The organism is Thermoactinomyces sp. DSM 45891 (assembly GCF_900119485.1).
Lineage (GTDB): Bacteria > Bacillota > Bacilli > Thermoactinomycetales > Thermoactinomycetaceae > Baia.
In genome coordinates this window covers 71,906-95,483 of record NZ_FPJZ01000004.1, presented here as the reverse complement: position 1 = coordinate 95,483, position 23,578 = coordinate 71,906, and the positions used below count along the sequence as shown (strand labels likewise).

Here is a 23,578-nt window from a genome sequence, read left to right as displayed (position 1 = left end):
AAGACATAAAAGCGAGTAGGTGTTTGTTTCCCATGGAAGTTGGAGATCTCGTAAGCAAAACATTAAGTTGCTTAAAATCTAATCTTCAAAGTAACCAGCTAGAAATTGTGAATGAACGAGGCACTAAGTGGAGTGTTTCATTTAAGTTTAACGAACCTGTTCATCCAAATGTACTGTCTGATTTTGAATCAGAGTATTTCCGTCTCCCTCCAGATTATAAAAATTTCCTCCTCATTTCGAATGGAGCTACGATGTTCACTCCAGAGTTTGGCGGAGGTTACGAAATTCATTCCCTCGATAAAATGAAGGAAATAAAGAATTACCATGATTACTTACCTACTGAATGGTGGCCTATTGTATCTATTGTCGATGGAGACTATTTTGTAAATTCGACTAAGCCAGACCAACAAGATTACCTATACCTTTCTAATGCTATTGTTGATGAATCTCAAAAAATGAATATGACATTTGAATTATGGCTGGATCGATTAGTAGTTGCACAAGGATCTAAGTTCTGGGAGTGGGACTTATATTCGGGAGAAAGGTTTTATAAATCATACTAACTTGAGTTTCATAACCACAAAAAAAGTGTAATCGAATTTACTCGACTACACTTTTTTAATTCAATAAGCCAACTAACTTTCTTGATATACAATCAATCACATAACCACACTGATACTAATAGTTATATAAATCTATTTACTCAATCTAGAGTTTAACAAATAGAGCCTCAAACCTAAAAATATATTTACTAGTGAGAGTAAAGAAAGTATACAATCCCGAAAATGACTATAACTAATATCAAACATCTTTGTCATAATAAATATAATAACGATACCTAAAACAACAAGTATATACGCTGATCTAAATGATAAATTGATTACCTTGTCTCTTTTCTCATCTCTTTGCTTCGAAAAAAATATTATAGCGTATATAGTTGGACCTAAAGAAGCTAGCAGAAGTGTATTAACAACTAGGTCCACTACACACACCTCCCTTAATATTAGAATCAATATCTGCGCATTTGGATCGGCTACTTGACGAGGTGCAGTTCATCTATTTAACATCTCTTTCATTTTTATATTAGTCTCTATTTCTGTCTCTCAAAAATTAGCATGATTATCTGATCGCTTCCCAATGTTTGCTTACTACACATCTGAGTCAAACGCCAATCATCTTCCGCCATACGATTCATCACTGTCTCGTAATCTTCTGTGTCCGCAATGGCAGGTACCTTGATCACCCTATACTCATACACGGCTTGTCTACCCCTCTCCACTCAACTTTTCTTCATTTAGTTAATATGCACCAAAAAAGTGTAATCGGATTTACTCGATTACACTTTTTTACCAGCTAACGGCTAGATTATTCATTTGGCAGAGAGGGTGGGATTCGAACCCACGGATGCCTTGCGACATCGCCAGTTTTCAAGACTGGAGCCTTCAACCGCTCGACCACCTCTCCGTATAAAGCCCACTAAAACGCTTGAAAAACGCTTTAGCAGACTAACGTTAGCAATTTCATTAGCAGTTTGCCATTTTCGGCAGATATTCATTTTAAGGAAATCGCCAAACCCTTTGGTACTAGCGGGGTTTGAGAGATCCGATTTCTTGGAGATGTCGAATGTTCCGTGGTTTTCAAGACCGCTGCCTTCAACCACTCGACCACCTCTCCAAAGTTGGTCTAGCAATAACGTTTCTATTGTATCGCATACAATGAGAAACTGTCAAGCTATCTCAACTATATTTTCTTCATTTATTTGCCGATATATTCACGACTACCTAAATAGGGTCGTAGGACTTCTGGAATGCGGATGGCTCCATCTGCCTGCTGGAAGTTTTCGATGATCGCCGCGGTGGTACGTCCGATGGCAAGTCCAGAGCCATTTAAAGTGTGGACAAATTCTGGTTTTGCTTTGGTATCGGGACGGAAGCGAAGATTGGCTCGGCGCGCTTGAAAGTCTTCGAAGTTCGAGCAAGACGAGATTTCGCGGTAAGTTCCGGCACTTGGCATCCATACTTCTAAGTCGTATGTTTTTGCCGATGCAAATCCGGTATCGCCTGTACATAGACTTGCAACACGGTATGGAAGTTCTAGCTTCTGTAATACACGCTCGGCGTTTGCCAAAAGCTTCTCCAACTCAGTGTACGATTCTTCAGGATGCACGATTTTCACTAACTCAATTTTATTAAATTGATGTTGGCGAATAAGCCCCCTCGTATCACGACCAGCAGATCCAGCTTCAGAGCGGAAGTTCGCACTAAAAGCGGCATAGTACTTCGGAAGCTCTTCCACAGCTAGGATTTCATCTGCATGATAATTCGTAAGAGGGACCTCGGCAGTTGGAATCAGATAGTAGTCATTGGTATCTGCTAAGGCAAATACGTCCTCTTTGAATTTAGGAAATTGTCCTGTTCCTTTCAGGCTATTGGCATTTACGATAAAGGGCGGAATCATTTCCGTATAGCCATGCTCTTCGGTGTGTAAATCGAGCATAAAACTCATCAATGCTCGCTCTAGTTTCGCTCCTAATCCTTTGTAGAAAACAAAGCGAGAGCCTGTTACTTTTGCCGCACGTTCAAAGTCAAGTAGATCTAACTCTTGTGCTAAATCCCAATGGGCCTTTGGTTCAAAGTCTAGTGTTTTCACTTCTCCCCAATGATGAAGGACTACATTTTCTTCTTCCGATGTGCCAATCGGTACGCTTTCATGAGGGATATTGGGAATGGAAAGGAGAACTTCTGCTAAATCCTCGTCTAGTTGACGAATTTCGTCATCATATTGCTTAATCTGATCTCCTACTTTTCTCATTTCTAGTACGAGATCGTCTGCATCTTCCTTTGCTTTTTTCTTTTGCGCTATTTCCCGGGAAACATGATTACGTTGACTCTTTAATTGTTCTGTCATTGTGATTAATTCTCGACGTCGATCGTCAATCTTTGCAAAGTCATCTAGAACGGATAGGTCTGCGTTACGTTTCTGTAGTCCTTCTCGTACCCGTTCTGGTTGATTCCGTAGTACTTTTAAATCTAACATGGCTTTTCCTCCTTTTTTCCATAAAAAAGAACCTCTCGTCGTTCCAGGGACGAAAGGTTCCGCGTTGCCACCCTAATTGACATCGTAAATACGACATCCACTTGATTGAGATAACGGCCAAAAGACCGAGCACACTTAATCGTGTGTAGCTCCGAGGTGGATTCCCCACTATTTCAGGACGGTTTGCACCACGACACCGTCTCTCTAAGGCTGAAATGAATGGGTACTAGTCTCTTCTTCACTCTTGTTATATAGATTAGTAATTTTATTATATCCAGAAATTAGCGCAATGCAACCGCTTCACGAACCATATTTACAAAAAACTGATGGAATCGTGCATCGTCCGTAAGCTCAGGATGGAAGGAAGCACATAAAACATGCCCTTGCCGTGCTGCTACTACTTCGCCGTTTACTTCGGCTAGTACTTCTACTTCACTTCCCACGTGGGTAATGAGAGGGGCACGGATAAAGACGGCATGAAAGTCATCCGCGACCCCTTTGATAGCAAGTTTTGCTTCAAAGCTGTCTACTTGACGACCAAATGCATTACGCTTTACGGTCATGTCCATCACAGCAAGATGAGGCTCGTCCGCATCTTCAATCTCATTTGCTAATAAAATGAGACCCGCACAAGTGCCGAATAGCGGCTTTCCTTGGTGATAGAAGTTACGTATAGGCTCAAGCAGATCATATTTACGGATTAGCTTTCCCATCGTGGTTGACTCACCACCTGGGAAAATTAGGCCATCTAGATCTGGCAATTGTTCTTGTTTTTTTACGGCTATTGCTTCAACGCCTACTTTTTCAAGCAGATGTAAATGTTCGCGAACCGCTCCTTGTAGAGCTAGGACCCCGATTTTCATAAAAAAGGTACCTCCTAGTCTCTCTTACCAGCCACGTTCTTGCATACGGTCTTCAGGGCGTAGTTTTGAGATTTCTAAGCCAGTCATCGGACTACCACCTAGTTCTTTTGATACACGTACAATGAGGTCATAGTCATTGTAATGAGTGGTTGCTTCGACGATCGCACGGGCAAATTTCTCTGGATTCTCAGACTTAAAGATACCAGAGCCCACAAATACACCATCTGAACCAAGATGCATCATCAGTGCCGCGTCTGCTGGAGTTGCCACGCCACCTGCAGCAAAGTTTACAACAGGTAGCTTACCTGTCTCATGAATTTGAAGAAGGAGATCATAAGGTGCGCCTAGGTCCTTTGCTTCTGTCATGAGTTCATCACGGGACATGCCTTGTACTTTACGGATTTGGCTTTGCATCATTCTCATATGACGAACGGCTTCTACAATGTTACCTGTTCCCGGCTCGCCTTTTGTACGAAGCATCGATGCACCTTCTCCAACACGACGTAACGCTTCTCCGAGGTTACGAGCGCCACACACGAAGGGTACTGTAAATAGTCCTTTATCGATATGATAAACTTCGTCCGCAGGGGTGAGTACTTCTGATTCGTCGATGTAGTCAACACCCATCGCTTCTAAGACACGTGCTTCTACAAAATGACCGATCCGTGCTTTTGCCATAACAGGAATGGATACCGCCGCCATCACTTCTTCCACGATACGAAGATCAGCCATGCGTGCTACACCGCCAGCTTTCCGAATATCAGATGGAACACGCTCCAAAGCCATTACTGCCACTGCACCTGCAGCTTCAGCAATTTTCGCTTGCTCGGCATTGACAACGTCCATAATGACGCCGCCTTTTTGCATTTCAGCCATACCGCGTTTTACAAGATCTGTCCCAACTTGATGATTTTGACTCATGGTATCTTCCTCCTATGTGTGCCTATAAGATCAATATATATAACTATTGCTTTTGGCTTCATTACTATTAATCAATTGTATAAGAAATGGTCTACATTGACAAGAAACGCGATGGAACTAAAACCAGCTTGATATTTCGTCTCCAATGGAACGGAAAAACAAACGAACCCAACTACCTTCTTCCACATTCTTTGAAGCGACTAATGGAACCGGTTTAAATCCGGGTATACTTTTACCCTGGTGCAAGACCTCTACTTTCCCCACTTCCGTCCCTGCCAAAATGGGTGCTTTCACACCAGGGGCAAATGTTACTTTATATTCATAATCCTTCTCACTCGCACCTTTTTTTACAGGTAGGGTTATATCAGACTTAGATTGTACCTCAACGGACTTTTCCACACCATTTGGTAGCGCCATGTTTTCATCACCAGGTACCGTCGCACCCTTTTTCACAAGCGTTTTCTCTTCATATTGCTCAAACGCATAATCCAATAATTTTTTGGTCTCTACAAATCTCTCAGAGTCTGATTTTGTTTTCATCACCACAGAAATGACTCGTAAATCCCCTTTTTTTGCCGTACTTGTGAAGCAATAGCCTGCCAATTGGGTATGACCCGTCTTCAGTCCATCTACTCCATCATAAGGCAGTTTATTTCGCGCTGGTAACATGAGATTTGAGCTATTGATAGTCAGGTCTTTCTTATCTTTGTGTACAATGTGATTCGCGATGGAAGTATATGTTAAAATGTCGGGGTGACTCCGTAAGAGTGCATCCCCTAGAATCGCAGAATCTTGTGCTCCCATCACATGTTCCCCCGGTACTTCTGGGGCATGGATTCCATAGTCTTCCATATTCAAACCCGTTGTGTTTCGAAAATGCGTACTTTTCATTCCGAGTTCTTTTGCTTTCTCGTTCATCCGCTCTACAAACTTCGCTTCCGAGCCAGCTATATGCTCCGATAGAGCAATCGTAGCATCATTGGCCGACTTTACCACAGAAGAGATAAATAAATCCTTCACAGTCAATGCTTCATTTGGTTCTAAAAAAATTCCACCCTCATTGATCGCCGCCGCACGAGCACTTACCTTGACAACGTCATCCCACTTTATTGTGCCCTTTTTTATCTCATCCAATATGATAAAATGCGTCATCATCTTCGTCATACTGGCAGGCGGTCTCGGCGTCTCTGCATCTTTCTCAGCCAAAATAACACCCGATTCCGCATCCATCAAAAAATAAGACTCCGCTTGCACAGATGACAAGGACTGTGCAGCCCATACCTGATAAGGAAAGAGGATCACCATGAATATCGTAATAAGACTAATCCATATCTTTCTAAGACGTACTTTCACAATTGACCCTCCCATTATAATAAAAAATATATAATAGCAAATAGAACTTATAAGAATTAGCTTACAACATTTAACTGGATAAGGAAGTGACAATTAGTTCAAGTTTCAAAACCGTTCCCATCCCTATTTTGAATTCATCCATATCCCTTACCTTTGATCATTTCATTCTACTGGATTATCTCCACCATGAAAATAAGAAAAGAGTGGGATAACCCACCCTCTTCTCAACCACCTATATGTCATTACCCATGATAATTCGGTGCTTCTTTCGTAATCTGCACATCATGTGGATGCGACTCACGCAATGAAGCACTTGTGATACGAATAAAACGACTATTCTCTTGCAAATCTAAAACCGTTGCCGCTCCACAATAACCCATACCTGAACGAAGTCCGCCGACCAACTGGTAAGTCGTATCGACTAAAGGCCCTTTGTATGGAACACGACCTTCAATCCCTTCTGGTACCAACTTCCGCTCATTTTCCTGGAAGTAGCGGTCTTTACTACCTGCCTCCATCGCACCAATCGATCCCATACCTCGATATACCTTAAACCGGCGGCCTTGATATATTTCAGTATCTCCCGGGGCTTCCTCAGTACCAGCAAAGATACTTCCTAACATTACAGCACTTGCACCTGCGCTGATCGCTTTTACGATATCTCCAGAGTATCGGATTCCACCATCAGCTATAATCGGGACTCCGTATTCGCGAGCCACAGAAGCACAATCATAAATGGCTGTGACTTGTGGAACACCGATTCCAGCTACAACACGTGTCGTGCAGATGGAACCTGGTCCAATTCCTACTTTCACTACAGAAGCACCTGCCTCGATGAGGTCCCTTGTTCCGTCGCCTGTAGCCACATTTCCAGCGATAATCGTAAGTTCAGGATAAAGATCCCGAAGTTTACGAACGGTCTCGAGAACCCCCATAGAATGTCCGTGAGCGGTATCGACAACGACTGCATCTACTTCCGCTTTCACAAGTGCTTCTACACGTCGCATCGTATCTGTGGATACGCCAACTGCTGCTCCCACTAGAAGTCTTCCTTGGCTATCTTTGGCCGAATTTGGAAACTGAGTGGCTTTCTCTATATCCTTAATCGTAATAAGCCCTTTTAGAATTCCTTGCTCATCCACAAGTGGGAGCTTTTCAATCTTATAACGTTGCAAGATGTCTTCCGCTTCTTTTAGTGTCGTACCAACTGGCGCGGTTACTAAATTATCCTTCGTCATAACATCTGAAATTAATGTGGAATAGTTGTGGATAAATCGTAAATCACGATTCGTCAAGATTCCTACTAAACGAACCTGTTCATCTACGATCGGTACACCCGAAATACGATACTTCGCCATCAAAGCCTCTGCATCATGAACCTGATGATGCGGATGTAGATAGAAAGGCTTCGTAATCACGCCACTTTCCGAGCGTTTTACACGATCTACTTCTTCCGCTTGCTCTTCTACTTTCATATTCTTATGGATGATTCCTAAACCGCCTTGCCTCGCGATCGAGATGGCTAGAGCTGATTCTGTAACAGTATCCATCCCTGCACTAATTAATGGAATATTTAGCTGAATATGAGGACCTAGCTTCGTCGCAACACTAACCTGATTAGGCAGAACTTCAGAACGAGCAGGAATTAATAGCACATCATCAAAGGTTAATCCTTCTTTTGTAAATTTCTGATCCCACATGTTTACGAGTCCCTTCTTTCTAGAAGCAAGCAAGATTTTTTGAAAGTTTAACAGAGCGTTCCTACCCCGTCAAGAATGAAAATCTCTTACTACAAGCTTTGTTCCACATATTTCTTTCAACCCCTGTGTATAACTTGTGAATAAATGTGGATAAGTAAGAGAAATGAGGTGATTGGATCATGAAAGTCGAGATATACACAGAATCCCCCGAAAGAGCAATTTGGGGAGAGCTAGCCTACTTTGAAAATGAATTAATCGCTCGAGACTTTCTAAAAGAGAAGTACTCACAACTAGATGTTGAACATCCTGATCGACTCTCTTTTCGTAATGTAACTCCATTTTTGATTTACATACGTCAAGCGAGACAAATCTTTCAATCGGCTCACGAAATCACAAATTGGATGAAGCCGACGCATCTTTATTATGGAATGATGAGCTTGTTAAAAGCTCTTATTTTAACAGTAGATCCTTTCTATCCACAGAATTCACATGTTCTTAAACACGGAATCTCTACTAAGAAAAAGAAGAAGGAGCTATTTCGCTTCTTCTATGATGATATACGTGTGCAAAAAGATGGACTTTTCCCTCATTATCAAGCTCTTTTTTCAAGCCATTATCGAGCAGACTACAGTCCGATTCAACTGATGCAGATGATTCCGGATATACAAGATACTGTATATAAAATTACACAGTATCATCATTTTTTACCAGTCGTAGTCGAAGATAATCAGGAAAATGTGTTGATTACACTCCCGGATACCATTTTAGAGCAATATAAATTTAGCCGGGAACGCTTTGTAGAATGGTTGAACAGTAAGAGTTGCGAGGGGCTTTTTCGATTGGTTGATGTGGAGGGGGAGAAGGCGAAAAATCACTTTCAAGTTACTTGGTCAGGTAAACAGGATCAAGTGATTCAGCACCCCTATCTGTATCAAAATAAAAAAGGTGATTATTTCGTTTGGATTCGAAATAATCACCTCGTTGAACCTGTTCCGGAAATGGAGGCAGAGTATCTTTTACTATTTAGCCTAAGCATGCTAAGCCGCTATGAACCTCCCCTCTGGGCCGAGGTAATGGATGCTACTACCTCGATGGAGGGAATCCTCATTCAAGAATTACTTCACATCGTACAACGGAAGTTTCCAAATCTCATGCTTAACCAACTACACAGAAAAGAGTATGTCTACCTTATTCGGTAGCTTCTTCTGATGAATTTTCTTGAGTCAATTCAAGTTCATCATCATCCGTACGTTGAACACGTGCTACAGTCGCCACTTCTTCCTCACCATCAACGCGAATCAGCTTTACACCTTGCGCGTAACGGCCCATGGAAGAGATCTCGTTGATGTTGAGACGGATCACAATACCCGATTGGGTAACAATCATCAAGTCTTCTACTGGAGAGACGACTTTGTGACTGATTATCTCACCTTTTCTCGCTGTGATACCCATGGTTTTAATCCCTTTGCCACCGCGGGATTGAATACGGTATTCATCGATCGGAGTACGCTTTCCAAAGCCTTTTTTCGTGACAATCAGAACATCTAGATCCGGGGTCACGACATCCATATCAATCACTTTGTCAGCCTCAGCTAAGGTAATTCCTTTCACACCTGTAGCAGAACGACCCATCATGCGCACATCCATCTCCGGGAAGCGAATCGACATTCCTTGCTTCGTACCCATCAAGATTTCTTGCTGTCCATCCGTTAAGTGGACACCAATTAGCTCATCCCCTTCACGTAGATTGATCGCAAAGAGACCATTTTTACGGATGTTTTCAAATTCAGACAGAGAGGTCTTTTTGACCACTCCTTGCTGGGTAGCAAAGAAGAGATATTTATCCTCAACAAACTCTTTTACTGTAATAATGGCCTGAATCCGCTCATCCTGATCAATTTGAATCAAGTTAATGATCGGGGTTCCTCTAGCAGCTCGTCCTAACTCAGGAACTTCATACGCCTTCATGCGATATACTTTTCCTTTGTTAGAGAAGAAGAGGAGATGATTATGGGAATGGGTTGCAAATAGATGATGAACAAAATCATCGTCTTTCGTTCCCATACCCGTCACACCACGCCCACCTCGCTTCTGCGCACGATAGCTGTTTAGTGGCATCCGTTTGATATAACCACGATGAGTCATCATGATGGAAACTTCTTCTTGAGGAATTAAGTCCTCATCTATAATGACACCCTCATCCATCTTGATACGAGTTCTTCGCTCATCACCAAACTGTTTCTGCACCTCGACTGCTTCTTCTCGAACGATCGCTAATATCTTAGCAGGATCTGCTAAAATCCCACGTAGCTCCGCAATCAGTTTGATCAGTTCTTGATACTCGCCTTCGATTTTATCCCGCTCAAGTCCAGTTAGGCGCTGGAGACGCATATCGAGAATGGCATTCGCCTGCTTCTCAGACAGACCGAAACTCTCCATCAAGCCTTCACGAGCTTCAGCAGTCGTTTGAGAACCACGGATCAATGCAATCACTTCATCGATTTGATCGAGCGCAATTCGAAGGCCTTCTAAGATATGGGCACGATCTTCAGCTTTATTCAGGTCAAACTGGGTACGACGCGTAATCACTTCAATTTGGTGTTCTAGGTAGTGGCTGAGCATCTGCTTCAGGTTTAAGACTTGCGGTTGTCCCTTTACCAAAGCCAATGTGTTTACACCAAAGCTTGTTTGTAAAGTAGTATGTTTGTAAAGATTGTTCAAGATGATCATTGGATTCACATCACGACGAAGTTCGATGACCACACGCATTCCGTTACGGTCTGACTCGTCACGTAAATCAGTGATGCCCTCAATCCGTTTGTCACGTACAAGCTCTGCGATTTTTTCTACCAATTTCGCTTTATTTACTTGATACGGGAGTTCTTCTACGATAATACGTGTCTTACCGTTGTTTGCCTCTTCCATTCTCGTCTTGGCACGAATCTGTACGGATCCACGCCCTGTACGGAACGCTTTGCGGATTCCTTCATATCCGAGGATAATACCACCAGTAGGGAAATCGGGTCCTTTGACAACCGTCATCAGCTCGTCTATTTCCACCTCTGGGTTATCAATCACCATTAACAACCCATCGATCACTTCTGTCAGGTTATGAGGCGGGATATTAGTCGCCATCCCCACAGCAATCCCAGCGGCTCCGTTTACGAGCAAGTTTGGGAATCTAGCAGGTAGAACCAGTGGTTCCTCATATTGACCATCGTAGTTAGGACCATAATCAATGACGTCTTTCTGGATATCACGAAGCATCTCTAACGTAATCGGTGCTAGACGTGCCTCGGTGTAACGCATCGCCGCTGCTGCATCTCCGTCAACAGAACCAAAGTTTCCGTGACCATCTACCAACATATAGCGGTAGGAGAAATTTTGAGCCATTCGGACCATCGCATCGTAAATAGCGGAATCCCCATGAGGATGATACTTTGCAATTACGTTTCCCACTACGTGTGCTGACTTTTTATAAGGTTTGTCTGGTGTCATGCCATTTTCATACATCGCATACAAAATACGACGATGTACAGGTTTAAGTCCATCCCGTACATCCGGTAGCGCACGACTGACAATTACACTCATCGCATAGTCTAGGAACGATGTTTTCATCTCTTGACTAATATTGATTTCTTGAACCCGTTCACTTGCTGACAAAATTCATCACTCCTCGCTCCTCTATCAACCCACTCTAGATGTCTAAATTCGCTTGTTTAGCATACTCTTGGATGAAATCACGACGTGGTTCTACGCGGTCTCCCATCAACATTTCAAATACTTCATCAGCATCCATCGCATCGTCTAGAGATACTTGAAGGAGGGTACGGCTCTCTGGGTCCATCGTCGTCTCCCAAAGCTGACCGGCGTTCATCTCACCCAAACCTTTGTAACGCTGAATGTCAATCTTCCCTTTACCTTCTAAGGTTTTAACCAACTCGTCTTTCATCCGATCATTGTACGCATACAATTCCTTTTTCCCTTGCGTAACCTTAAACAACGGAGGCTGTGCAATATACACGTAACCATGTTCGATTAACGGTCTCATGTAGCGATAGAAGAAGGTGAGAAGGAGAGTACGGATGTGAGCTCCGTCAACGTCCGCATCAGTCATAATCACAATCTTATGGTACCGTGCTTTTTCAATGTTGAAATCATCCGAGATTCCTGTACCAAAGGCAGTAATCATCGTACGAATTTCTTCGTTCGACAATGCTTTATCTAAACGCGCTTTTTCTACGTTAAGGATTTTTCCTCTAAGTGGTAAGATCGCTTGGAACATACGGTCGCGTCCTTGCTTCGCTGTTCCACCCGCAGAGTCACCCTCTACTAGGTAAATCTCACTAATCTCCGCATCACGGCTTGTACAATCTGCCAATTTTCCTGGCAACGAGCTTACTTCAAGTGCACTTTTACGTCGAGTTAATTCACGAGCTTTTCGAGCAGCTTCCCGGGCTCGCGCTGCCATCAAGGCTTTCCCGATTACTTTTTTAGCAGTGGCTGGATTTTCATCTAGAAACTCAGCTAATTTCTCACCAAAAACTTGTTCTGTCGCCGTACGAGCTTCACTATTTCCTAGCTTTGTCTTGGTCTGTCCTTCAAACTGAGGATCAGCCAACTTTACACTAATAATCGCGGTAAGCCCTTCGCGAACGTCATCGCCGGATAGATTGCTATCACTATCTTTGATCAGGCTGTTTCGGCGTGCATAATCATTTACTACACGTGTTAGCGCGGATTTGAAACCGGATTCATGTGTCCCGCCCTCATGCGTATGGATATTATTAGCATACGAATAAATGTTCGAGGTATAGGAGTCATTATATTGCATCGAAACTTGAACAGGGATTCCTTCCCGCTCACCTTCGACGTAAATCGGTGGATCATGCAATGCTTCTCGATTCCGATTCAAATATTCGACAAATGATTGAATTCCACCATCAAACTTAAATTCCTTCTTTTTACCATCTCCGCGTTTGTCCTCGATGGTAATGTTGACACCGCGATTTAAGAAAGCAAGCTCACGTAAACGATTTTGTAGGATATCAAAATCGTATTCGGTTGTTTCGGTAAAAATCGTTGGATCCGGTGTAAACGTAATGTGTGTTCCTCTTTGATCCGTTTTACCGATTACTTTCAAGTCCGCTTCTGGGGCTCCACGATGATATTTTTGATAGTGGATCTTCCCATCCTGATGCACGCGTACCTCTAGTTCGGTAGAGAGCGCATTCACAACCGATACCCCTACTCCGTGAAGACCTCCGGAGAACTTATAACCTTCCCCATCAAACTTACCACCTGCATGTAGCACCGTCATAACGACTTCGACTGCTGTCTTCCCAAGCTTAGGCTGAATACCTACAGGGATTCCCCGTCCATTGTCAATCACGGTAATGCTATTATCTTCGTTTACAATGACCTGAATAGTATCACAGTAGCCCGCTAAAGCTTCGTCAATACTGTTATCGACTACTTCCCATACTAAGTGATGCAAACCACGGCTGGAAGTAGAACCGATATACATCCCCGGACGCTTTCGAACCGCCTCTAGACCTTCTAGTACTTGAATCTGAGAAGCATCATAGTTATTGCTGTTTTGTGCTGTCAATCTACTCACCTACTCTCTCATGAATCAACTTTCATTTGTTTTTATGAAAAACCCTGATCTGCTTTGCCCGTCTCATCAAGGTTACGGAAGAGATTGGGGATGGATACACACGATGAGGCGTCACAACATACGACTTCACTTCATCATCTGGAATATCAACTAGCCGACCTGCTTGTTTGCTCGATTCTAAAAAGGAGTGGGAATCCATGGATTGATAATCCAAAATGGCAATGACATCCCTCGCCCTTACAATTTGATCTCCACCTAAGTGAATGTACATATTCTCACCTCAACTCGCGAATGTTTCCTTGCTGGATTTGATAGATCTTTGCCTTAGCCAGCGTCTCCCCGTCAATTCCCTCTAGGTTCGTAGTCGTGACAAACGTTTGAACCCGCCCTCGAATCGCTTCTAGTAGATGCGTTTTCCTCGAATCATCTAACTCCGATAAAACATCATCCAATAATAAAATGGGGTATGTACTTGTTTCCTGGTAAATCAGCTCGATTTCGGCCAATTTCAATGAGAGGGCAGCCGTTCTCTGTTGCCCCTGTGAACCAAATGTATGAAGATCCAATCCATTCGCAACCAAGCGAAAATCATCGCGCTGTGGTCCGAGCAACGTAGAGCCCCTGCGGATTTCTTTTTCACGAACTCTTTGTAACTCAGCTTGAAAAACTGTGCGCCATTCTTCAATCGACATGTCTGCTGTAATGGGGATGGAGGGAAGATATTCAATCAGCAATTCCTCATTGGCACTCGTGATAGATTGATGAATCTCCCCAGACCACTCCGTTAATTTCTTGAGAAAATGAAATCTCTTTCTCCACAATTCTAGGGAAAGAGACATGAGTTGTTCATCGTATACATCTAAAAATTCAACTTGGAATTTTTTATTTGTACCGAGTCCTTTCAGCAAACTATTTCTCTGAGTAAGAAGTTTATGTAACTGAGACAAATGGTACAGATAGGTAGGACTCACTTGTCCAATCTCCATATCCAAGAAACGCCGCCTAATTTGAGGGCTACCTTTGACTATTGCAAGGTCTTCTGGGGCAAACAAAATAGCTGGTAAGAAGCCGATATACTGACTTAACTTCGATTGCTCTATCCCATTAATGCTAACTTTTTTTCCCAGATCGCGCAACTGTACCTCTAACCTAGATCCAGTTTCACCTCGTTTAACCCTCGCTTTTAGAATCGCATGTTGCTCACCAAACTGAATTAACTCCTTAGTAGAACGGGTTCGATGCGATTTTCCAAGCGCTAGAAGATAGAGAGATTCTAAGATGTTGGTCTTTCCTTGCGCATTCGGTCCCACAAAAATGTGGAGATCTTGCGAGCAATCGAGTGAAAGCTGAGAAATATTGCGGTAGCGCTGGATCTCTAGTGACTGAACACGCACCTGGCAACCCCCTATTTCTCAGACAATATGAGAAAACGACCGAAGCCTCGGATATCCACAACATCCTGTGGATAAATCTTTCGACCCCGTCTATTCTCTAGCTCTTGATTGACATATATTTCATTGTCGGCTAAAAACATCTTTGCGAAACCACCACTATCAATGGCATCTACTTTTTTTAATAGTTGCCCTAGCTGAATATAGGGCCCGTCAATATATACGTGTTTCATGATTCAACATCCTTCTTTTTAACGCGTACGGATCGGTACGATGAGGTGTAACGTATCTTCACGGTCTGCAGGCTGAATGATAAATGGAGTCATCGTCCCTGTAAATTGAATGCGAATCTCATCGCTATCAATCGATCGTAGCGCCTCAATCATGTAACGTGCATTAAACGAGATTCCTAGCGCAGTTCCTTTTACACGAGCCTTCACTTCTTCTGTAACGCTCCCGATATCTTGTGACACCGAGGTAACTTCCACCGTGTCATCGCTCATCGTCCATTTTATCACATTATCCCGTCCATCTCGGCTAATAAGAGAAGCACGCTCAACAGATTGTAATAATTCTCTGGTTGAAGTGATTAACTCTGTATCACCGCATTGTGGAATTACTCGATTGGTATCTGGATAGGTGCCATCTAAGAGACGGGAATAAAATTCAATATACTCATTTTTTACCAACAATTGATGATCTGCCACAACGATTTCAACAGAATCCTCATCATCGGCAAAGGTTTTAGCTAGCTCGCTCATACTTTTACCCGGAAGAATTACGTTATCCAAAGACAATTGGCCTGTGTTCGGAGTCGGTATCAAGCGTCTAGACAGACGATGACTATCTGTGGCGACACAGGTGAGAACCCCATTTTCTAATTGCCATAATACACCTGTCAACACGCCTCGGGCCTCATTGGTTGCAACTGAAAAGCCGGTTTGCCGAATTAAGGAACGAAGCTCATCAGCAGGAATCGAGAAAACTTGATCCGCTGATAGACGTGGAAGGCGAGGGTATTCGTCTGGATTAAATCCATGCAGTTGGAACTCCGTTGAACCTGATTGAATCGTAATTTGATAACGCTCATTTACTTCCCATTCTACATACTCACCGGGTAATTTCCTTACCATTTCTCCGAAGATTTTACCGGGAATGACGACACTCCCAGTCTTCTCTACAAATACTTGTTCTTGATCCTCTTTTACATGAGGAATCCTTACTTGAATCGTAATATCAGAGTTACTACCCGTCAGAAGCAATCCTTCTTGATTAGCAATGGCTTTCATTCCTGTTAGAACGGGAATCGTCGTCTTTTGAGATACCGCTTTACTAACTTGTGCTACCGCTTCTACGAGAACCGATTTGGCAATACGGATTTTCATGAGTTCCTCACCTCTGTCAATCAATTGGGGATAAATAAAAAATATAGCATGAATGCTTCTTGTGAGCCATATACATATATATTATTTAATAAAAAATCAGTAGTAATAGTAGTAGGGGCTGTGGATACTGTGGATAAGTCGGTTGACACCAGACAGGAAGCCTACATACGCTGTGGATAAAATGTGTATAAGCTTGGCAAAATTATCCACAGTATCCACAAGCTAACCTAGGAGCCTCTCAGAATTCGTTTCTTTAATTCATCCACAGCCTGTTGGAGATGTGGATCACTGGAAAGAGCTCGATTGATTTTTTCATGAGCATGGATGACCGTTGTGTGGTCTCTGCCCCCAAAGTCTTCACCGATCTTGGGTAGAGAGTAGTCAGTCATCTCGCGAGCGATAAACATCGCAATTTGTCGTGGAAGAGTGATCGTTTTCGTGCGTTTTTTACTTTTTAGGTCTTCAACACGTAAACGATAGTAGGTACTAACCGCCTGCTGAATATCGGCAATTGTAATGATTTTCGGTCTAGCATTGGGCATTATATCTTTTAACGCTTCTGCTGCCAAGTCAGTACTGATCGATTGATTCATCAAGGCAGAATAGGCGACGACACGGATGAGAGCCCCTTCTAATTCTCGGATGTTCGTATCGACTCGATCAGCGATGGTAGCAAGTACGTCACTTGGCACATCGAGCTGGTCAGCAATTGCCTTTTTTCGAAGAATGGCAATACGGGTCTCTAGATCTGGGGGTTGCACATCTGTAATTAATCCCCACTCAAAGCGAGAGCGAAGGCGATCTTCTAATGTTGGGATTTCTTTAGGAGGACGATCACTGGAGATAATAATCTGTTTGTTCTCTTCGTGCAGAGCATTGAATGTATGGAAGAATTCTTCTTGAGTTTGCTCTTTGCCTGCTAAAAACTGAATATCATCTATTAACAAGATATCCACAGTTCGATATTTGTTACGAAAACCAATGGCTCTATTGTCCCGGATCGCATTGATAAATTCATTTGTAAACTTTTCAGATGAGAGGTATACCACACGACTATTTGGATTATGAGCTAGTACGTGATGGCCAATCGCATGCATTAAATGCGTTTTTCCGAGACCAACTCCTCCATATATAAAGAGAGGATTATACGCTTTAGCGGGTGCTTCAGCAACAGCTAAAGAAGCAGCATGTGCAAAACGGTTCCCGGATCCGATGACAAATGTATCAAATGTATATTTGGGATTTAATTGCGACTGAACAAAACCTTCTATTTCTTCATCGGGCTCTCCATTTGGTTCCTCGTGTGAAGAGGAAGTGAACGAATGAGGAGCTTCTGTCTCTTTCTTACCCTCTTCGGCTTTAGGATGAGGAGCTTTTGCTATGTGCTGAACGGGCAATTCCCCTTGCACTTGAATCGGTTCAGTTCCGAGACTGATCACCTCAATCTCCAGATTGGTACCAGAAACTTTTTTAACAGCATCTTTTATCATCCCATAATAGCGATTTGAGAGCATGTCCTGTGCAAATGTAGAGGGAACTCCAATAATCAGCTTGTTGCTTTGGAGCTCGATGGCTTCGGTCTGTTTCAGCCAAGCTTCAAAGCTGGGTTTGCTTATCTTGGATTGAATTAGATCAAGGCTTTTTTTCCATAAGTCATTAACATGTTCCACAATGATCAGAACCCTCCTTCCAAAAAATAATTTTTTTCATATTATCCACAGTATAAATTTGGATGATACCTAGGTTAAACCAACTTATCCACACTATCCACAAGATCGGTATCCATATGTCTATCCACAGAGTATAGTTTGAGGGATAGAAAGTTATCCACAATTGTGGATAACTCGTAGAAAGAAAAAAGTTATCCACGGGGAAAACAACAATAGAATATCAGAATATACCAGTATTTACAATGTACTTATCAGTTTATCCACATTGTCCACAGCCTGTGGATAACTTTTTATCCACAATCAATCAAGCTGTGGATATCTTCTGGATAATGAGTGAATAAGTAGTGGATACATGTGGATAAGTACGGATTGATTCCCACAAGTTATCCACATTTCTTCTATTCTTGACAATGCAATAGGGATAAAGCTATAATGTGGAAGATTGTCTACGGAAATTTTTCATCTTATCGTATGAAGGGAGGCACCCTGGTCGGCGTATGTCCGGTTTGTCGGTTTTTCATGGATCGACTATTACCAGGTAAAACAATATGAAACGTACTTACCAACCATCCAAACGTAAACGTAAAAACGTTCATGGTTTCCGTGCTCGTATGAGTACAAAAAACGGTCGCAGAGTGTTGGCGGCTCGTAGAAGAAAGGGCAGAAAAGTACTTTCTGCATAATGAGAGGCCACTAAGTAGAGTGGCCTTTTTCTCTATATGAGGATCGTTTATAGAAGAATGAATCTGCCGATAATGTGGAATAGGGAGGGAGCTGGATGCAAAAAGAATACAGACTGAGGCGTCGGAATGATTTTCGTCGTGTATTTCGTTTCGGAACTTCTGCTGCCAATCGTCAGTTTGTTGTGTATCTTTCTCCCCGTCATGCTGGGACAGGACTTCCCCCCGGTCCTCGAATCGGTATATCTGTGAGCAAGAAGGTAGGAAATGCAGTCGTACGCAATCGTGTTAAACGACTAGTAAAGGAAGTTACAAGGCACTGGGTTCCTGATTTAAAAAAAGGGATTGATGTTGTGATCATCGCTCGTAATCCTGCTGCTACGATGGATTTCTATCAAGTGGAATCGAGTCTGCGTCATGTATTTAAAAGGGCCAAGCTCTTTCAGAAATATAGAAGGCAGTAGAAGGGGAGAGATAGGTTGAAGGACTTTGCCATTATTCTAATCCGATTTTATCGCAAATGTATCTCTCCTTTGAAACCTCAGCCTACTTGCCGATTTTACCCAACCTGCTCACAATACGGTTTAACTGCCTATCAACGGTTCGGTTTTGTGAAAGGAACATGGCTTACGATGATGCGGATTTTTAAGTGTCATCCGTTTCATCCAGGTGGAATGGACCCTGTTCCAGAAAAAAAGATACGTGTATAGCTTGGGATGATCTGAAAGGAGGAGAGGACGTGCGTTACCTAAACCGAAAATGGACATTGTTAACAGTACTAATCCTTAGTTTTGCGCTACTTACAGGATGTTCAACAACAGGTAAGATTGACCCAGAATCAGGCTTGTGGGATCGTTACTTGGTATATCCACTTTCCCAATTACTTGATTATTTTTATGACTTATTTGGTACATATGGGGTCTCTATTTTAATCGTTACGTTCTTGGTACGTTTATTAATTTTGCCGTTATCCATTAAACAACAGAGAAGTATGCAAGAGATGCAAGTGATTCAGCCCAAAATCCAGAAGTTACGTACTAAATATAAAAAAGATCAACAGAAACAACAGCAAGAGATGATGAAGCTTTATAAAGAGCATAATGTAAATCCGATGTCAGGTTGTCTACCTATGGTCGTACAGATTCCGATCTTTATTGCCTTTTATCAAGCGATTCAATTTGACCCACAGATCGCAAAATCAACCTTCTTGTACCTTCAATTAGGGAAGCCGGATCCTTACTTGATTTTCCCGCTTCTAGCGGCCTTTACGACCTATATTCAGATGATTGCACAAGGAAGTGCAAATACATCACAAACACGAATTCTCATTTGGATTATGCCGATTATGATTTTTATCATTGGTTACAACTTGCCTTCTGCCCTTGCATTGTACTGGGTATACGGCAATATCTTTACCATTTTGCAGTACATGATTTTCAGCCGCAAAAAAGTAGGAAAAGCAACTGCGTAAGAGATGACAACTGTGAAAAATGCCTCTTGTGTGAGGGAATTCAGACTGTAAACAAATGTAGCTTTTGTCGACAAACTGAATCCTCACTGGGAGGCGTTTTTTGTTAAACTGCATCTTTGAAGGGAATTGTAAAATTGTGTTATGATGATCGAGGTGAAAAAAGATGCTATTTGAAAATGATACAATTGCTGCGATTGCAACTGCACTGGGTGAAGGTGGTATCGCTGTCATCCGTGTGAGTGGTCCGCAAGCAATTGAAAAAGTAGATAAACTATATACAGGTAAGGAATCCTTAGAACAAACGCCAACTCATACGGTGCGTTATGGATATATCGTTCAACCGGAAACGAAAGAGCGGATTGATGAGGTACTCGTTACGGTGATGCGTGCACCCAGAACCTTTACACGAGAAGATGTAGTAGAGATTAGCTGTCACGGTGGACTGATTCCCGTTCAGGCGACACTCAAGGCTCTACTATCGGTCGGGATTCGCTTGGCGGAACCAGGAGAATTTACCAAGCGGGCTTTCTTAAATGGTCGGATTGATTTGTCCCAAGCGGAAGCGGTGATAGACTTGATTCGTGCGAAAACGGATCGGGCCGCTAAAGTAGCGAGCCAACAAGCAGAAGGACGCTTATCAAAGTTAATCCAACAGTTGCGAGAAGAGATCGTAGAAACATTAGCCCATTTAGCGGTAAATGTAGACTATCCTGAATATGACGCTGAGGTTATGACGAGTCAGTTTTTACAAGAACGATGCGAATATATCATCCGTCAGATTGGTGAATTACTCCAAACGGCTCGTCAAGGAAAAATCTTGCGAGAGGGAATTGCTACAGCCATCATCGGGCGCCCTAACGTGGGAAAGTCTTCTTTGATGAATGGTTTGACTCAAGAGAACAAAGCGATTGTGACGGATATCCCAGGAACGACTCGGGATGTACTCGAGGAATATGTAAACGTTCGTGGGATTCCGCTTAAATTATTAGATACAGCGGGCATTAGGGAGACAGAAGATCTGGTAGAGCAGATCGGAGTCGCGCGCTCCCGTCAAGCTTTAGAACGGGCTGATTTGGTATTATTAGTGCTAAATCAAGCAGAGGAATTGCAAGAGGAAGATCGCAGACTCTTAGAGCAGATTCAGCATGTTACGGCGATTGTGATTATGAACAAAATGGACTTGCCCGGTAAATGCTCGATTGAAGAGGTACGTTCATCTATTTCAGAACATACACCCGTTATCACCACCTCTTTGAAGGGAGAGCAGGGGGTTCACCAGTTAGAAGAAGCGATTTCCTCTTTATTTTTTACCGGGAAAGTAGCCACGACGGATAGTACGTATGTAAGTAATGCACGCCATATTCATCTGCTTTCAGAAGCTCAAAAAAGCATCCAAGATGTGCTAAACGGGATCGAACTCGGGATGCCGTTAGACTTAGTGGAGATCGATCTAAAAAATGCATGGCAGTATCTAGGGGAAGTAATTGGAGATGCGGTAGCGGAAGACCTAATTGACCAGATTTTCTCCCAGTTCTGTCTAGGGAAATGATGAGGTGAAGATATCAAGATGAATAATCAATATGATGTGATCGTCATCGGTGCAGGCCATGCCGGATGTGAAGCAGCGCTTGCTTCGGCTCGCATGGGGTGTAAGACATTACTCCTGACATTAAGTTTAGATACCATCGCCTATATGCCATGTAATCCATCCGTTGGGGGGCCTGCAAAAGGTCATGTGGTAAGGGAATTGGATGCACTTGGTGGGGAGATGGGAAAAAATATAGATAAGACCCACATTCAAATGAGAATGTTAAACACGGGTAAAGGGCCTGCTGTCTATGCACTACGTGCTCAGGCGGATAAATTATTATATCAACGCGAGATGAAGCGAGTTCTGGAACAAGAACCAAACTTGGAGATTCATCAAAATATGGTAGAACGATTCATCATAGAGGATGGAGAGTGCCGGGGGGTTATCACTCGCACAGGTACTGGATATCGTGCAAAATCTGTGGTTCTTACAACAGGAACTTATTTACGAGGGAAAATTATTATTGGAGACTTAGCCTATGAGAGTGGTCCAAATAATCAACAGCCATCGATTAACTTAGCGCTTCATTTGCAGGAGTTAGGGTTTGAGATGGTGCGCTTTAAAACCGGAACTCCTCCGCGGGTTAGTGCGAAGAGCATTGACACCAGCGTGATGGAGATTCAACCCGGAGATGAAGTTCCACGTGCCTTCTCCTATGAAACAACAGAGTATATCACGGATCAACTTCCTTGTTGGTTAACCTATACGAACGAGCAGACGCACGAATATATTCAAGAAAACTTACATCGAGCTCCGATGTATTCCGGTACGATTGAAGGTAGAGGCCCTCGCTATTGTCCATCCATTGAAGATAAAATTGTTCGTTTCTCTGATAAAAATCGCCATCAAATCTTTATTGAACCAGAAGGGCGCGCGACAGAGGAGATTTACGTTCAGGGATTATCAACAAGCTTGCCAGAGGACGTACAACTTGAGATGTTGCGTACGATTAAGGGCATGGAAAAGGCTGAGATGATGCGGACAGGTTATGCGATTGAATACGATGCGATTGTTCCTACTCAACTATGGCCTAGCTTAGAGACGAAAGAAGTGCCTGGACTCTTTACAGCCGGACAGATCAACGGGACTTCTGGATATGAGGAAGCTGCCGCTCAAGGCGTTATGGCGGGTATTAATGCAGCGAGAAAAGTACAAGGTAAGGATTCCGTTGTGCTAGATCGATCGGAGGCTTATATTGGCGTTTTAATTGATGATCTGGTGACGAAGGGGACAAACGAACCGTATCGTTTACTTACTTCCCGTGCAGAATATCGTCTTTTGTTACGCCATGATAATGCAGATCTTCGATTAACGGAGATTGGACACGAGATTGGGTTAATTAAGGAAGATCGCTATAGACGCTTTACGGCCAAGAAAGAAGCGATTGCGCGTGAAATAGACCGTTTACGTTCGACGAAAGTACGGCCAACACCAGAAGTGCAACAAATCTTACGCGATATGGGGACAAATGAGATCAACAATGCGGTGGAATTAGCAAATTTGATTAAGCGCCCAGAGCTTGGTTATGAGCAGATTGCGAGGATGGCACCCCCAGAGGAATCCGTGTCACCCGATGTAGCAGAACAGGTAGAAATCCAACTAAAATACGAAGGTTATATTTCGAAGTCACTACAACAAGTAGAGAAAATGAAGAAGATGGAAGAAAAGCGAATTCCTCATTGGATCGATTATTCTAAGATTGCGGGTATTTCTTCGGAAGCAAGAGAGAAATTAGCGCAGATTCGTCCGATTTCATTGGGGCAAGCAACGCGTATTTCAGGCGTGAATCCGGCCGATATTTCGATCTTGATGGTGCATATGGAGCAGGGAACAAAAGCCGTTGAAGCATAACGAGATGGGTCTGGTGAAAGCTGGACCCATTTTTGAAGGAGGATGT

The 23,578-nt window shown here is 42.9% G+C and carries 21 protein-coding genes, 1 tRNA gene and 1 other annotated feature; of the genes, 8 read left to right on the top strand and 14 right to left on the bottom strand.

Annotated features, from left to right (window positions below):
* Positions 1-32 precede the first annotated feature (32 nt).
* Complete coding sequence (locus BT147_RS06080; protein ID WP_072332245.1) at positions 33-563, top strand: SMI1/KNR4 family protein; 531 nt, start codon at positions 33-35, stop codon at positions 561-563.
* A 527-nt stretch (positions 564-1,090) separates the two neighbouring features.
* Here the strand turns inward: BT147_RS06080 and BT147_RS06070 are convergent.
* From BT147_RS06070 to guaB, 7 genes are all read right to left on the bottom strand, one after another.
* Positions 1,091-1,258 carry a DUF4177 domain-containing protein gene (locus BT147_RS06070; RefSeq protein WP_177239705.1) on the bottom strand — a complete coding sequence of 56 codons (168 nt, stop codon included), beginning with the start codon at positions 1,256-1,258 and terminating at the stop codon, positions 1,091-1,093.
* A gap of 116 nt (positions 1,259-1,374) precedes the next feature.
* Positions 1,375-1,464, bottom strand: a tRNA-Ser gene (locus BT147_RS06065).
* Positions 1,465-1,755: 291 nt separating this feature from the next.
* Positions 1,756-3,036: a serine--tRNA ligase gene (serS, locus tag BT147_RS06060; protein ID WP_072332239.1), complete on the bottom strand. Its 1,281-nt coding sequence runs from the start codon at positions 3,034-3,036 to the stop codon at positions 1,756-1,758.
* A 42-nt stretch (positions 3,037-3,078) separates the two neighbouring features.
* Positions 3,079-3,284 (bottom strand) — a binding site (T-box leader).
* Between the two features lie 33 nt (positions 3,285-3,317).
* The gene (gene pdxT / locus BT147_RS06055) at positions 3,318-3,899 is read right to left on the bottom strand and encodes a pyridoxal 5'-phosphate synthase glutaminase subunit PdxT (RefSeq protein ID WP_072332236.1); all 582 of its coding nucleotides are present in this window, start codon (positions 3,897-3,899) and stop codon (positions 3,318-3,320) included.
* A gap of 24 nt (positions 3,900-3,923) precedes the next feature.
* Positions 3,924-4,820 (bottom strand): pyridoxal 5'-phosphate synthase lyase subunit PdxS, encoded by an 897-nt coding sequence (pdxS, locus tag BT147_RS06050; RefSeq protein WP_072332233.1) that lies wholly within the window; start codon positions 4,818-4,820, stop codon positions 3,924-3,926.
* A gap of 117 nt (positions 4,821-4,937) precedes the next feature.
* Positions 4,938-6,173, bottom strand: a complete 1,236-nt coding sequence (locus tag BT147_RS06045; RefSeq protein WP_177239703.1) for a D-alanyl-D-alanine carboxypeptidase family protein — start codon at positions 6,171-6,173, stop codon at positions 4,938-4,940.
* 242 nt (positions 6,174-6,415) lie between these two features.
* A complete protein-coding gene (guaB, locus tag BT147_RS06040) occupies positions 6,416-7,873 on the bottom strand; it encodes an IMP dehydrogenase (protein ID WP_072332227.1) in 1,458 nt (485 codons plus the stop codon).
* A gap of 179 nt (positions 7,874-8,052) precedes the next feature.
* On the opposite strand from guaB, the gene BT147_RS06035 reads away from it, so the two are divergent.
* On the top strand, positions 8,053-9,072 hold the full coding sequence (locus BT147_RS06035) for a YaaC family protein (protein ID WP_072332224.1): 1,020 nt from the start codon (positions 8,053-8,055) through the stop codon (positions 9,070-9,072).
* On the opposite strand, the gene gyrA is transcribed toward BT147_RS06035, so the two are convergent.
* From gyrA to dnaA, 7 genes are all read right to left on the bottom strand, one after another.
* Positions 9,062-11,539, bottom strand: coding sequence for a DNA gyrase subunit A (gene gyrA, locus BT147_RS06030; RefSeq protein WP_502688557.1), 2,478 nt, complete (start codon positions 11,537-11,539; stop codon positions 9,062-9,064). The genes BT147_RS06035 and gyrA overlap by 11 nt on opposite strands.
* 31 nt (positions 11,540-11,570) lie before the next feature.
* Positions 11,571-13,484, bottom strand: a complete 1,914-nt coding sequence (gyrB, locus tag BT147_RS06025; protein ID WP_072332218.1) for a DNA topoisomerase (ATP-hydrolyzing) subunit B — start codon at positions 13,482-13,484, stop codon at positions 11,571-11,573.
* Positions 13,485-13,515: 31 nt separating this feature from the next.
* Entirely contained in the window at positions 13,516-13,764 is a 249-nt protein-coding gene (gene remB, locus BT147_RS06020; RefSeq protein ID WP_072332215.1) for an extracellular matrix regulator RemB, read from the bottom strand.
* Positions 13,765-13,768: 4 nt separating this feature from the next.
* Positions 13,769-14,887: a DNA replication/repair protein RecF gene (gene recF / locus BT147_RS06015; protein WP_072332212.1), complete on the bottom strand. Its 1,119-nt coding sequence runs from the start codon at positions 14,885-14,887 to the stop codon at positions 13,769-13,771.
* Positions 14,888-14,898: 11 nt separating this feature from the next.
* Complete coding sequence (gene yaaA, locus BT147_RS06010; RefSeq protein WP_072332209.1) at positions 14,899-15,117, bottom strand: S4 domain-containing protein YaaA; 219 nt, start codon at positions 15,115-15,117, stop codon at positions 14,899-14,901.
* A gap of 18 nt (positions 15,118-15,135) precedes the next feature.
* Complete coding sequence (dnaN, locus tag BT147_RS06005; RefSeq protein ID WP_072332207.1) at positions 15,136-16,269, bottom strand: DNA polymerase III subunit beta; 1,134 nt, start codon at positions 16,267-16,269, stop codon at positions 15,136-15,138.
* Between the two features lie 227 nt (positions 16,270-16,496).
* Complete coding sequence (dnaA, locus tag BT147_RS06000) at positions 16,497-17,939, bottom strand: chromosomal replication initiator protein DnaA (RefSeq protein ID WP_072332204.1); 1,443 nt, start codon at positions 17,937-17,939, stop codon at positions 16,497-16,499.
* 548 nt (positions 17,940-18,487) lie between these two features.
* Between dnaA and rpmH the strand changes: the two genes are divergently transcribed.
* From rpmH to mnmG, 6 genes are all read left to right on the top strand, one after another.
* Entirely contained in the window at positions 18,488-18,622 is a 135-nt protein-coding gene (gene rpmH / locus BT147_RS05995; protein ID WP_072332201.1) for a 50S ribosomal protein L34, read from the top strand.
* A 95-nt stretch (positions 18,623-18,717) separates the two neighbouring features.
* Positions 18,718-19,083, top strand: a complete 366-nt coding sequence (gene rnpA, locus BT147_RS05990) for a ribonuclease P protein component (RefSeq protein ID WP_072332198.1) — start codon at positions 18,718-18,720, stop codon at positions 19,081-19,083.
* 15 nt (positions 19,084-19,098) lie between these two features.
* Positions 19,099-19,329, top strand: coding sequence for a membrane protein insertion efficiency factor YidD (gene yidD, locus BT147_RS05985; protein ID WP_072332195.1), 231 nt, complete (start codon positions 19,099-19,101; stop codon positions 19,327-19,329).
* A gap of 29 nt (positions 19,330-19,358) precedes the next feature.
* Positions 19,359-20,090: a membrane protein insertase YidC gene (gene yidC / locus BT147_RS05980; protein ID WP_177239701.1), complete on the top strand. Its 732-nt coding sequence runs from the start codon at positions 19,359-19,361 to the stop codon at positions 20,088-20,090.
* Between the two features lie 163 nt (positions 20,091-20,253).
* A complete protein-coding gene (gene mnmE, locus BT147_RS05975; RefSeq protein WP_072332192.1) occupies positions 20,254-21,639 on the top strand; it encodes a tRNA uridine-5-carboxymethylaminomethyl(34) synthesis GTPase MnmE in 1,386 nt (461 codons plus the stop codon).
* 18 nt (positions 21,640-21,657) lie between these two features.
* Positions 21,658-23,532, top strand: coding sequence for a tRNA uridine-5-carboxymethylaminomethyl(34) synthesis enzyme MnmG (gene mnmG, locus BT147_RS05970; RefSeq protein WP_072332190.1), 1,875 nt, complete (start codon positions 21,658-21,660; stop codon positions 23,530-23,532).
* Positions 23,533-23,578: the final 46 nt, after the last annotated feature.